The organism is Streptomyces sp. NPDC055815 (genome assembly GCF_053616475.1).
Genome location: NZ_JBSHDU010000005.1, coordinates 47,741 through 59,341, shown reverse-complemented (window position 1 = coordinate 59,341; position 11,601 = coordinate 47,741). Strand labels below are relative to the sequence as shown.

The window sequence follows — 11,601 nt, the reverse complement described above, 5'->3', positions numbered from 1 at the left end:
CGGCGGTACGCGCGGGGCGCGGGCGTGCGGGCGGCACGCCCCGGGCCCACCGGTGGTCGAGGAGCGCCTAGGAGCTCGAAGTGCCCGGAGCGGTGAGGGCGCCCGGAGCCGTGGACGTGTCCTGGGCCCTTGACGTGCCCTGGGCCCTCGACGTGCCCGGAGCCGTAGACGGGCCCTGGGCCCTCGACGTGCCCGGGGCCGTCGACGTGCCCCGGTCGGTCGGGGTCGCCGCGGTCCCCGCGGCGGCCGACGCCGACAGGCGGATCAGCCGGGACTCGCAGTGGTCCAGCCAGCGGGCCTCCGCCTCGGTCTGGAAGATCAGCTGTTCCAGGACGAGCAGCCAGGCCACGTCGTCGCGCGCCTCGGCCCCGCCGCGCTCGACGGCGACGAGGGCCTGCGCCTTGAGCCGGGTGTAGTCCTGCATCGCCTTCACGGTGTGCCGGCGCTGGGACTGGATGACGTCGCGGATGTCGACGCCGGGCGCGCCCACGGCCATGGCGAGCTTGATGGCCAGCTCGTCACGGGCGGGGCTGGTGCGGTCCACCGGCTTCTCGAACCAGGTCCTGAGCTCGGCGCGGCCGCTGTCGGTGATCGCGTAGAGCGTGTGCCCGGCCTCGTCCTCGCCGCCCTGGGCGACCATGCCGTCGCGTTCGAGCCGGTTGAGGGTCGTGTAGACCTGGCCGACGTTGAGCGGCCAGGTGGAGCCGGTGCGGGACTCGAACTCCGTACGGAGCTGGGAGCCGTAGCGAGGGCCGCGTTCGAGGAGGGCGAGGAGCCCGTGGCGGATCGACATACTCAGTATGTATACCGGGTATGCCCTTGCGGACAACCGTCCTCGGACGGAGGAGCGAGGTCCGACTCAAGGGGGACCCGGCGGGTTCAGCGGCGCCGCATCCGGAGCCCGAGGAAGCCGATGCCGAGCCCCATCAGGGCGAGCCCCACGCCCAGGGTGAGCACGGGAATCCGCTGGTCGACGAGGGTGGGCGCGGCCTCGGCCGCCATTCCGGGGGCCACGGCCGGCAGGCTGGCGGGCGCCGCCTCGGGCAGCACCGGGTCCTCCTCGCGTACCGGCTCGTCGGCCGCCTCGGCGGACTCGCGGCCGCGCGGGCTTGTTGCCGTTTCGGTACGAGACGGGCCGGGGGACGGTGCCGAGGGGGTCGCGGACGGAGCCGCGGCCTCGCCGCGTCCGGGGCGGGTCCGCCCCTCGCCGGCGGGCCGCCCCGCGAGGGAGGCGGAAGCGCTGGGGGTGGGTGCGTCGGAGGGTTCGGCGCGCGGCCCGGGCGTGGCGGACGGCGCCCCCGTGCCGGTGGGCGCGGGAGCGGGAGACGCGGGGCCGCGGGTGCCGCCGGGGGTGGTGGAGGGGGAGGCGGTCGCTGAGGGTCCGTCCGACGGCGGGCCCGACGAGGGCGGCGCGGAGGGCGGGGTCGCCCCCGGCGTCGGGGCGGTGCTGCCCACCGAGGTGCCGGGGGGCTGCGCGCCGTACCCGACGGGCGCGGCGTACAGGGCGCAGGCGCAGGCGAACGCGCAGGTGAGCGCCGGGCGGAGGGCCCGCGCGCGTGTCTTGCGGAGTACTGGAGTCACCGGGTGACCCCCTCCCGTCCCGAGCCGCCGAGCTGTTCGACTCAGCGTAGACATGCCGGAACAATTCCGGCATCCGGGACGGGTGCAGGGGGTGTACGGCGATCCCCCTGGCTACTGCGGCGGGTTGCCCGTCGAGATCTTGAGGGTGAACTCGGCGCCCTCGTCCGTGATGTCCTCGCCGGCCGGCGGGTACTGCTCCAGGACCGTGCCCTCGCCGTACGTGGCCTCGTCCACCGGCGTCTGGGTCATGATCTTCCACCCGGCGGCCTGGACACACGCCTTCACCGACTGGATGTTCTTGTAGGTGAAGTTCGGGACCTCGAACTTGGACGGGTCGTCGCTCGACTCCGAAGGCTGCGTGCACTTCTTCGTGTCGATCGTCTTGGTCAGGTCGGGACCCTTGTGGCCCGGCGCCGCGGACTCGCTCTGCTCGGTCTGCGTGCCGCCCGTGCCGCCCGCCTGCGGGTCCTCCTCTTCCTTGTTCAGGTTGAGCGCGACGAGCAGGCCGCCGATCGCGAGCAGCGCGACGGCGATCGCGCCGACGAGGACCGGGGTGTTCCGCCGGGAGCCGGAGCCGGAGCCGGACGAACCGGAGCCGCCCACGACCGTGCCGGACGCGGGCATCGGCGCCGGCGTGGGGGCGTACGGCGCGGGGGCCGGGGTCGGCGCGTACGGCGCGGGCGTCGGCGCCTGCTGCGGGTAGCCGTACGCCGGGGCGGGCGCCGGGGTCGCGGGGCCGTACGGGCCGGGCTGCGGCGTCGGCGGCAGGTAGGGCTGCTGCACGCCGGGGTGCGGGGTCGGCGGCGGGGTCTGGCCGACGGGCGGGAAGACCGCCGAGCCGACGCCCGCGCCGCTGCTGACCGGACCGCCGCCCTGGACGATCATCGGGGCACCGGTCTGGCCGGCCGCGAGCACCCGCAGGCACTCGTCACGCATCGCGGCGGCGCTCGGGAACCGCTCGTTCGGGTTCTTCCGCAGCGCGCGGGCGACGAGCGCGTCCATCGCCGGCGTCACCGAGCGGTTGACGGAGGACGGGGCAACCGGCTCCTCCTGCACGTGCGCGTAGGCGATGGCGAGCGGCGAGTCGGCGTCGAAGGGCAGCCGGCCCGTCAGCAGCTGGAAGAGCATGATGCCGACCGAATAAAGGTCGGAGCGGGCGTCCACCGCGCGGCCGAGGGCCTGCTCGGGGGAGAGGTACTGCGGCGTGCCCATGACCATGCCGGTCTGGGTCATCGAGGTGACCCCGGACTGCATGGCCCGCGCGATGCCGAAGTCCATGACCTTGACCACGCCGCGCTTGGTCTGCATCACGTTGCCCGGCTTGATGTCGCGGTGGACCAGGCCCATCTCGTGGCTGACCTCCAGGGCGGCCAGCACGTCGGCCGTCACCTTGAGCGCCTTGTCGGCCGGCATCGCGCCGTACTGCTGGACGTCGGCGGCGAGGACCGAGCCGAGCGGCTGCCCCTCCACGTACTCCATGACGATGTACGGCATGACGGCGCCGTCGAGGGTGTCCTCGCCGGTGTCGAAGACCGAGACGATGTTCGTGTGCGACAGCTTCGCGACGGCCTGCGCCTCGCGCCGGAACCGCTCCCGGAAGGACTGCTCCCGGCCGAGCTCCGTGTGCAGCGTCTTGATGGCGACCTGCCGGTCGAGAGCGCTGTCGTACGCCAGGTACACCGACGCCATGCCGCCCTCGCCGAGCAGGTCACGCAGCTGGTACCGGCCGCCCGCGACCGAACCGCCCGCATAGCGGCCCTGTGCGCCGTCCTGGCTCATCTGTGCTTCCCCCTACGCGCGCATGGCGGCGTTGATCCGGAATTTCCTGGCGCAAGTCTGCCGTAGGGCAGTGTCACGTCAAGCCGGGCACCGGTTCGGTACCCGTTCCGTGACCCTCCGCACAGGAAGCTCCCCCGAACCGTTTCCGCACTCTCGGGGGAAACCCGTCGAATTTGCACAGGTGTACATCGAGGGGGTTGGATGGCCGGTCCATCTCGGACCGTGGTGTCGTACGGAGCCTGTAGCGTGACGACTGGACACGGCACGACAGACGACGGCGAGGACTGATGGCACCCGAATCCGGAGCAGGTGGCGGTGTGCCGGACGCGTCGGCGGAATCCTGGGGCGAGGGCGGAGTCGTCGGCGACGGCCGGTACCGGCTGACGCACCGTCTGGGCCGGGGCGGCATGGCGGAGGTCTTCGCCGCCGAGGACGTACGGCTCGGCCGCACCGTGGCCGTCAAGCTGCTGCGCGCCGACCTCGCCGAGGACCCGGTCTCCAAGGCCCGCTTCACCCGCGAGGCGCAGTCCGTCGCGGGGCTCAACCACCACGCCATCGTCGCCGTGTACGACTCCGGCGAGGACCTCGTGGGCGGCCGGCCCGTGCCGTACATCGTGATGGAGCTGGTCGAGGGCCGCACCATCCGCGACCTGCTGCTCAGCGCCGAGGCGCCCGGTCCCGAGCAGGCGCTCATCATCGTCTCCGGGGTCCTGGAGGCGCTGGCCTATTCGCACCAGCACGGCATCGTGCACCGCGACATCAAGCCGGCGAACGTGATCATCACGCACACGGGTGCGGTGAAGGTCATGGACTTCGGCATCGCGCGCGCCCTGCACGGCGCGCAGTCGACGATGACCCAGACCGGCATGGTCGTCGGCACCCCCCAGTACCTCTCCCCCGAGCAGGCCCTCGGCAAGGCGGTCGACCACCGCTCCGACCTGTACGCGACGGGCTGCCTGCTCTACGAACTCCTCGCGCTGCGGCCCCCGTTCACCGGCGAGACCCCGCTGTCCGTCGTGTACCAGCACGTGCAGGACGCGCCGGTCCCGCCGTCCGAGGTCACGGGATCCGTGCCGCCGGAGCTCGACGGCCTCGTCATGCGCTCGCTCGCGAAGGACCCGGACGACCGGTTCCAGAGCGCCGAGGAGATGCGCGGGCTCATCCAGTACGGCCTGCAGATGCTCCAGCAGCAGGGCGGCCACATCGGCACGTGGAACACCGGGCCGGTCGAGGTCTACGAGGGCGGGCACACCCCGGGCGGCGGCATGGCCGCGACGACCGCGATGGGGCACCCGATGCACGGCGAGACCGCGCAGGGCGCGATCCTCCCGCCGATGAACCCGGACGACGGCGGTTACGGCGGCTACGACGGCACGGGCGGCACCGGCGGATACGGCCAGGGCGGATACGGCGCGGGCAACGGCGGCAGCGGCGGCCGGGGCAAGGTGTGGCTGTTCGCCGCGCTCGCGCTGATCGCGGTCGTCGCCGGTGTCGTGTACGCGGTGAACAAGGCGAACGACCCCGGCGGCACGGTGAAGCCGCCCACGACCGTCAGCAACTCGCCCTCCACCGTCTCCCAGGAGCCCACCGCCTCGGAGGAGCCCTCCCAGGAGCCCAGCGAGGAGCCCGGCACGTCGACCGGCGGCTCGACCGACCAGCCGTGGACCCCGCCGTCGACGCACACGCCGACCGAGCCCACCAGCACGCCGACGACCGCGCCGACGAGCGAGCCCACGGACACGGCGACGGCCGAGCCCACGGACACGGCGACGAATACGTCCGCGCCGCCGACCGACAACCCGACCCAGCCGACCGGCGAGCCGACCGACGACTCCTCCGGCGGCAACGGCAACCCGGACACCCCGCCCCCGGGCTCGGGAACCGAGACCGGCTGACCCCGGTGACGCCGCGCCGGCGTGCTCAGCCGGCGAAGGCGTCGCGGACCGCCGCGTACTCGCGCGTCCACCACACCGCCAGGGCCGACACCGCGGGAAACTGCGGGTCGGCCCTGCGGTCGTGCAGCTGGTAGCGCCAGCGCAGGGTCCAGAAGTCGTTGAGCCGCTCCCACCACACCCGGTGCGCCGCCGCCGCCAGCTCGGCGCCGTCCGCGCCCGTCTCGCGCCGGTACGCGCGCGCGTACGCCCGTACCTTCTCCAGGGCCAGCTGCCCCTCCGGCCGTACGAAGAAGATCGCGGCGGCCCTGACCGCCTCCTCGGCCCTGGGGCGGACCCCCAGCCGGTCCCAGTCGACGATCGCGGCGGGTTCCGCGCCCCGGTACAGCAGGTTCAGCGGATGGAAGTCGCCGTGCACCCAGCCGGCGGCGGAGGCGGGCGGCGGCCGGTGGTGGGCGTGCTGGGCGAGCAGCCGGCGCCGCTCCCTGAGCCGGTGCTCGGCGAGCGCGTCGAAGCTGTCGCGGGGGCGGTGCGCGCGGGCGAGCCGGAGCAGCTCCTCGATGGCCCGGAAGGTGTCCTCGGGGCGGGCGCTCTCGTGCTCGCCGCCCGGCGGCGGGGACTCCATGACCTGCTCCAGGCAGGTGTGGACGCGGCCGAGGAGGGTGCCGAGCCGCCGTGAGCAGCCGGTGGACAGCTGGGCGCCGTCGCGGTGGCGGCCGTCGACCCAGGGGTGCAGCGCGTAGCAGTGGCCGCCGACGAGGGCGACCGTGCGGCCCCGGCCGTCGGGGAGCGGCGGGGCCACGGGCAGGCCGAGCGCGTGCAGCCGCTGGGTGGCCCGGTGCTGGCGGGTGATGGTGGCCCGGTCGGAGGTGGGGGCGTCCAGGTGCTGCTTGAGGAAGTAGGCGCCGCGGGTGGTGGAGAGCCGGTAGCCGCGGTTGAGGAGGCCCTCGGTCACGGGGACGCAGGAGAGGGGCTCGCCGACGTCCCGGTAGCGGCGCAGGAGGGGGCCTACGGGCGGAGCGAGGGGTACAGATGAGCGCGGCACTCCGCAGATGTTAGATCACGCTGCGTGGTGAAGATGTCGCTCCCCGGAAAGGCCCTCGGGGCGGGCTTCGGGGCGCTGCTCGGCGCGGGTTTCGGGGCGCTGCTCGGCACGTGCCCCGGTGCGGTCGTCGGACGCGCCCTCGGGGTGGTCGCTGGAGGCGCTCTCGGGCCGCGATTCCGGCTGCCCGCTGTAGTCCAGCTCGTGGACCGTCACGAACTGCGGTTCGATCCGCATGAACACCGGGGTGAAGGGCTCGCCGTCCACGCGCACCGGCTCGGGGCCGAAGGCCGCCAGCTCCTCCTCCGTCGGCTCGACGATCTCCGCGGTGCCGGTGAACTGCACGGACCAGATGCGCTCGGCGCCGGAGTCGCAGTTGTCCGCGCCGTACGCGACGACGCTGCCGTTGCACGCGCGGTGGTAGCCGAGGCCCCGGTGCATCCGGAGCAGGACACGGCCGTCGGCCACGATGTGGCGGGCGGGGGCGACGAACGGCATCGCCCGCATGCTCGTCGCCACCCGGCCGTACGACACACGGCCGAGCAACTCGATGGCGCGGATCTCGTCGGTGGACATGGTCTCCACTCTCCGCCACCGGCACCGTGTCGGAAAAGGGGCCCCTGCCCCGGTTCGACGGGGACGTAGGTCCCGAAACCGGGCCGTCGGCCCCGGCCTGGCCCGTACGGGTGAGCCGGGACCGGCCGGCTCCTCAGTGACGCTCGGCCTGGAGCCGCGCCACGTACGCCGCGGCCTGCGAGCGCCGCTCCATGCCCAGCTTCGACAGCAGGCTGGAGACGTAGTTCTTGATGGTCTTCTCCGCGAGGTGGAGGCGCTCGCCGATGACCCGGTTGGTCAGGCCCTCGCCGATCAGGTCCAGGATCTTCCGCTCCTGCTCCGTCAGGTTGGCGAGCTTGTCGTCGCGCTTCGGGTTGTTGCCGTCGCGCAGCCGCTCCAGGACCCGGGCGGTGGCCACCGGGTCGAGCAGGGACTTGCCGGCCGCCACGTCCCGCACGGCGTGGAGGAGCTCGTTGCCCCGGATCGCCTTGAGCACATAACCCGAGGCCCCGGCCATGATCGCGTCGAAGAGGGCCTCGTCGTCCGCGTACGAGGTCAGCATCAGGCACTTGATCGACTCGTCCTGCGAGCGGATCTCCCGGCACACCTCCACCCCGCTGCCGTCGGGCAGCCGCACGTCGAGCACGGCGACGTCCGGGCGGGTCGCAGGGATCCTGACCAGCGCGTCCGCCGCCGTCCCGGCCTCGCCGACCACCTCGATGTCGTCCTCCACGGAGAGCAGCTCGTGGACGCCGCGCCGCACGACTTCATGGTCGTCCAGCAGAAATACCCGGATTTTTCCTTCTTCGCGCACGCAGTCAGTCTCACATATTGGGTCTTCCGGCGCCCGGGGTGCGCGGGATAACGTGCCGGGTGTTCCGACGACGGCGTCGGGTCGTTGTCCAAGCCGCTGACCAGCAGCGCTTCCCCCATTTCTCGATTTACTTGGAAATCCAAGCAAAATCGCAGGTCAAGTGGGGTTTCGCGGTAATGCCGCGTAATGGGTAACGTGCCTATGACGGCGCTCGCCGGGGCACCTGTCACGCCCGACTCCGGCCGCGTCGCACCCACCCCGTGCGAAGGTACGGACAAGGCGGAGCCGCACTGGCCTCACCGGCGAACCCGGGGGCCGGACCGACGGAGGAGCACGCACGTGACCGTGGAGAGCACTGCCGCGCGCAAGACGACGCGACGCAGCAGCGGCACCAAGCGCACCGCAAGCGCGAGCACGAGCACCACCAAGAAGGCGACGGCCACCACGGCCACTGAGCCCGAGCTCGTTCAGCTGCTGACGCCCGAAGGGGAGCGAGTCCAGCACCCCGATTACGACATCGACCTGAGCGCCGAGGAGCTGCGCGGTCTCTACCGCGACATGGTCCTCAGCCGCCGCTTCGACGCCGAGGCCACCGCCCTCCAGCGCCAGGGCGAGCTGGGCCTGTGGGCCTCGCTGCTCGGCCAGGAGGCCGCCCAGATCGGCTCCGGCCGGGCCCTGCGGGACGACGACTACGTCTTCCCGACCTACCGTGAGCACGCCGTCGCCTGGTGTCGTGGGGTCGACCCCACGAACCTGCTGGGAATGTTCCGCGGTGTGAACAACGGCGGCTGGGATCCCAACAGCAACAATTTCCACCTGTACACGATCGTGCTCGGCTCGCAGACCCTGCACGCCACCGGTTATGCCATGGGCATCGCCAAGGACGGCGCGGACTCCGCCGTGATCGCGTACTTCGGTGACGGCGCCTCCAGCCAGGGCGATGTGAACGAGTCGTTCGTCTTCTCCGCGGTCTACAACGCGCCCGTCGTGTTCTTCTGCCAGAACAACCAGTGGGCCATCTCCGAGCCCATCGAGAAGCAGACCCGCGTCCCGCTCTACCAGCGCGCCCGCGGCTTCGGCTTCCCCGGCGTCCGCGTCGACGGCAACGACGTCCTCGCGTGCCTGGCCGTGACCCGGTCGGCGCTGGAGCGCGCCCGCCGCGGCGAGGGCCCGACGCTCATCGAGGCGTACACCTACCGCATGGCCGCCCACACCACCTCCGACGACCCGACCCGCTACCGCCGGGACGCGGAGCGCGAGGAGTGGGAGGCCAAGGACCCGATCCAGCGTCTCAAGACGTACCTGGAGAACGAGGGCCACGCCGACGCCGCCTTCTTCGAGGAGCTGGAGACGGAGAGCGAGGCGCTCGGCAAGCACGTCCGCGAGGTCGTCCGCGCCATGCCCGTCCCGGACCACATGGCGATGTTCGACAACGTGTACGCGGACGGGCACGCGCTCGTCGACGAGGAGCGGGCGCAGTTCGCCGCCTACCAGGCGTCCTTCGAGGGCGGAGAGGCCGAGTAACCATGGCTGTTCAGAAGCTTCCCCTCGCGAAGGCGCTCAACGAGTCGCTGCGCAAGGCCCTGGAGACCGACCCCAAGGTCCTGATCATGGGCCTGGACGTCGGCAAGCTCGGCGGCGTCTTCCGGATCACCGACGGCCTGCAGAAGGACTTCGGCGAGGAGCGGGTCATCGACACTCCGCTCGCCGAGTCCGGCATCGTCGGCACCGCGATCGGTCTCGCCCTGCGCGGCTACCGCCCGGTCGTGGAGATCCAGTTCGACGGCTTCGTCTTCCCGGCGTACGACCAGATCGTGTCCCAGCTGGCGAAGATGCGGGCCCGGTCGCTGGGCACGGTGAAGATGCCGATCGTCATCCGCATCCCGTACGGCGGTGGCATCGGCGCCGTCGAGCACCACTCCGAGTCCCCCGAGTCGCTCTTCGCGCACGTCGCGGGCCTCAAGGTCGTCACCCCGGCGAACTCCAACGACGCCTACTGGATGCTCCAGCAGGCGATCCAGAGCGACGACCCGGTCATCTTCTTCGAGCCCAAGCGCCGCTACTGGGACAAGGGCGAGGTCGACACCGAGGCCATCCCCGGCGAGCTGCACAAGGCCCGCGTCGCCCGCGAGGGCACGGACCTCACCCTCCTCGCCTACGGCCCGATGGTGAAGACCTGTCTCGAGGCGGCCGCCGTCGCCGCCGAGGAGGGCAAGTCGGTCGAGGTCGTGGACCTGCGGTCGATCTCCCCGCTCGACTTCGACACCATCCAGGCCTCGGTCGAGAAGACCCGCCGCCTGGTGGTCGTCCACGAGGCCCCGGTGTTCTTCGGTTCCGGCGCGGAGATCGCCGCCCGGATCACCGAGCGCTGCTTCTACCACCTGGAGGCCCCCGTCCTGCGGGTCGGCGGCTACCACGCGCCGTACCCGCCGGCGCGCCTGGAGGAGGAGTACCTGCCGGGCCTGGACCGCGTGCTCGACGCCGTCGACCGCTCGCTGGCGTACTGAGGAGAGCACGACCATGACGATCCGCGAATTCAAGATGCCCGACGTGGGCGAGGGCCTGACCGAGGCCGAGATCCTCAAGTGGTACGTCCAGCCCGGTGACACCGTCACCGACGGGCAGGTCGTCTGCGAGGTCGAGACGGCGAAGGCCGCGGTCGAGCTGCCGATCCCCTTCGACGGCACGGTCCACGAGCTGCTGTTCCCCGAGGGCACGACGGTCGACGTCGGCCAGGTCATCATCTCGGTGAACGTCGGCGGCGGCGCCGAGCCCGAGGCGCCGGCGGCGCCGGCCGTGGCCGCCGCCCCCGCGCAGGAGCCGGTGGCCGAGCCGGAGCCGGAGGGCCGCCAGCCGGTCCTCGTCGGCTACGGCGTGGCCGCGAGCTCCACGAAGCGCCGGGCCCGCAGGACGACGGCCGCTCCGGCCGCCGCACAGGCCACCCCGGTGGTCCCCGAGCAGCTGAACGGGCACGCCCCCGCGGCCGCCCGCCCGCTGGCCAAGCCGCCGGTGCGCAAGCTCGCCAAGGACCTCGGCGTCGACCTGGCGACGGTCACCCCGACCGGCCCGGACGGGATCATCACCCGCGAGGACGTCCACCGCGCGGCGGCCCCGGCGCCCGCGCCGGCCGTCGAGGCCCCGGCCCCCGTCGCGGCCCACGCGCCGGTCGCGGCTCCGGCCCAGGCGGCCCCCGCCGTCCCGTCGGACGCCCGGGAGACCCGTATCCCCATCAAGGGCGTACGGAAGGCCACGGCGGCGGCGATGGTCGGCTCGGCCTTCACCGCGCCGCACGTCACCGAGTTCGTGACCTTCGACATCACGCGCACGATGAAGCTGGTCGAGGAACTCAAGTCCGACAAGGACATGGCGGGCCTGCGGGTCAACCCGCTCCTCCTCATCGCCAAGGCCGTCCTGGTCGCCGCCAAGCGCAACCCGGACATCAACGCGGCCTGGGACGAGGCGAACCAGGAGATCGTCCTCAAGCACTACGTGAACCTGGGCATCGCCGCGGCCACCCCGCGCGGTCTGATCGTGCCGAACATCAAGGACGCGCACGCCCAGACCCTGCCCGAGCTCTCGCAGTCCCTGAGCGAACTCGTCGCCACCGCCCGCGAGGGCAAGACGACCCCGGCGGCGATGCAGGGCGGCACCTTCACCATCACCAACGTCGGCGTCTTCGGCGTCGACACCGGTACGCCCATCCTGAACCCCGGCGAGTCCGCGATCCTCGCGGTCGGTGCCATCAAGCTCCAGCCGTGGGTCCACAAGGGCAAGGTGAAGCCGCGTCAGGTCACCACGCTGGCGCTCTCCTTCGACCACCGCCTGGTCGACGGCGAGCTCGGCTCCAAGTTCCTGGCGGACGTCGCCGCGATCCTGGAGAACCCGAAGAGGCTCATCACCTGGGCGTAGTGCCGAGGTTCGTCCGTTTCACGTGAAAC

The 11,601-nt window shown here is 72.5% G+C and carries 9 protein-coding genes and 1 pseudogene; 4 read left to right on the top strand and 6 right to left on the bottom strand.

Annotation, left to right across the window (positions count from 1 at the left end):
• Positions 1-67: 67 nt before the first annotated feature.
• The 3 genes from ACWGN5_RS05595 to ACWGN5_RS05585 all read right to left on the bottom strand — a co-directional run bounded on the left by ACWGN5_RS05595 (position 68) and on the right by ACWGN5_RS05585 (position 3,360).
• Entirely contained in the window at positions 68-793 is a 726-nt protein-coding gene (locus tag ACWGN5_RS05595; protein WP_453511535.1) for a PadR family transcriptional regulator, read from the bottom strand.
• Between the two features lie 86 nt (positions 794-879).
• Complete coding sequence (locus ACWGN5_RS05590) at positions 880-1,581, bottom strand: hypothetical protein (protein ID WP_453511534.1); 702 nt, start codon at positions 1,579-1,581, stop codon at positions 880-882.
• A 111-nt stretch (positions 1,582-1,692) separates the two neighbouring features.
• A complete protein-coding gene (locus tag ACWGN5_RS05585; protein WP_453511533.1) occupies positions 1,693-3,360 on the bottom strand; it encodes a protein kinase domain-containing protein in 1,668 nt (555 codons plus the stop codon).
• Between the two features lie 287 nt (positions 3,361-3,647).
• Between ACWGN5_RS05585 and ACWGN5_RS05580 the strand changes: the two genes are divergently transcribed.
• Positions 3,648-5,255, top strand: a complete 1,608-nt coding sequence (locus tag ACWGN5_RS05580; RefSeq protein WP_453511531.1) for a protein kinase domain-containing protein — start codon at positions 3,648-3,650, stop codon at positions 5,253-5,255.
• 25 nt (positions 5,256-5,280) lie between these two features.
• On the opposite strand, the gene ACWGN5_RS05575 is transcribed toward ACWGN5_RS05580, so the two are convergent.
• The 3 genes and pseudogenes from ACWGN5_RS05575 to ACWGN5_RS05565 form a co-directional block, all read right to left on the bottom strand.
• The gene (locus ACWGN5_RS05575; protein WP_453511529.1) at positions 5,281-6,297 is read right to left on the bottom strand and encodes a phosphotransferase; all 1,017 of its coding nucleotides are present in this window, start codon (positions 6,295-6,297) and stop codon (positions 5,281-5,283) included.
• A 150-nt stretch (positions 6,298-6,447) separates the two neighbouring features.
• A pseudogene (locus tag ACWGN5_RS05570) lies at positions 6,448-6,870 on the bottom strand (pyridoxamine 5'-phosphate oxidase family protein); the annotation flags it as partial.
• Positions 6,871-7,003: 133 nt separating this feature from the next.
• A complete protein-coding gene (locus ACWGN5_RS05565; protein ID WP_453511528.1) occupies positions 7,004-7,663 on the bottom strand; it encodes a response regulator in 660 nt (219 codons plus the stop codon).
• Positions 7,664-8,002: 339 nt separating this feature from the next.
• Between ACWGN5_RS05565 and pdhA the strand changes: the two genes are divergently transcribed.
• Genes pdhA through ACWGN5_RS05550 form a run of 3 tightly spaced genes read left to right on the top strand, consistent with a single transcriptional unit; the run spans position 8,003 to position 11,572 of the window.
• The gene (gene pdhA, locus ACWGN5_RS05560; RefSeq protein WP_351176671.1) at positions 8,003-9,187 is read left to right on the top strand and encodes a pyruvate dehydrogenase (acetyl-transferring) E1 component subunit alpha; all 1,185 of its coding nucleotides are present in this window, start codon (positions 8,003-8,005) and stop codon (positions 9,185-9,187) included.
• Between the two features lie 2 nt (positions 9,188-9,189).
• Complete coding sequence (locus tag ACWGN5_RS05555) at positions 9,190-10,170, top strand: alpha-ketoacid dehydrogenase subunit beta (RefSeq protein WP_453511527.1); 981 nt, start codon at positions 9,190-9,192, stop codon at positions 10,168-10,170.
• 13 nt (positions 10,171-10,183) lie between these two features.
• On the top strand, positions 10,184-11,572 hold the full coding sequence (locus ACWGN5_RS05550; RefSeq protein WP_453511526.1) for a dihydrolipoamide acetyltransferase family protein: 1,389 nt from the start codon (positions 10,184-10,186) through the stop codon (positions 11,570-11,572).
• The last annotated feature ends 29 nt before the right edge of the window (positions 11,573-11,601 follow it).

Bases quoted from the DNA above. Each gene is read 5' to 3' on its own strand.
- ACWGN5_RS05550 (WP_453511526.1), top strand. From the start codon at position 10,184: ATGACGATCCGCGAATTCAAGATGCCCGACGTGGGCGAGGGCCTGACC.
- ACWGN5_RS05555 (WP_453511527.1), top strand. From the start codon at position 9,190: ATGGCTGTTCAGAAGCTTCCCCTCGCGAAGGCGCTCAACGAGTCGCTG.
- ACWGN5_RS05585 (WP_453511533.1), bottom strand. From the start codon at position 3,360: ATGAGCCAGGACGGCGCACAGGGCCGCTATGCGGGCGGTTCGGTCGCG.
- ACWGN5_RS05595 (WP_453511535.1), bottom strand. From the start codon at position 793: ATGTCGATCCGCCACGGGCTCCTCGCCCTCCTCGAACGCGGCCCTCGC.
- ACWGN5_RS05580 (WP_453511531.1), top strand. From the start codon at position 3,648: ATGGCACCCGAATCCGGAGCAGGTGGCGGTGTGCCGGACGCGTCGGCG.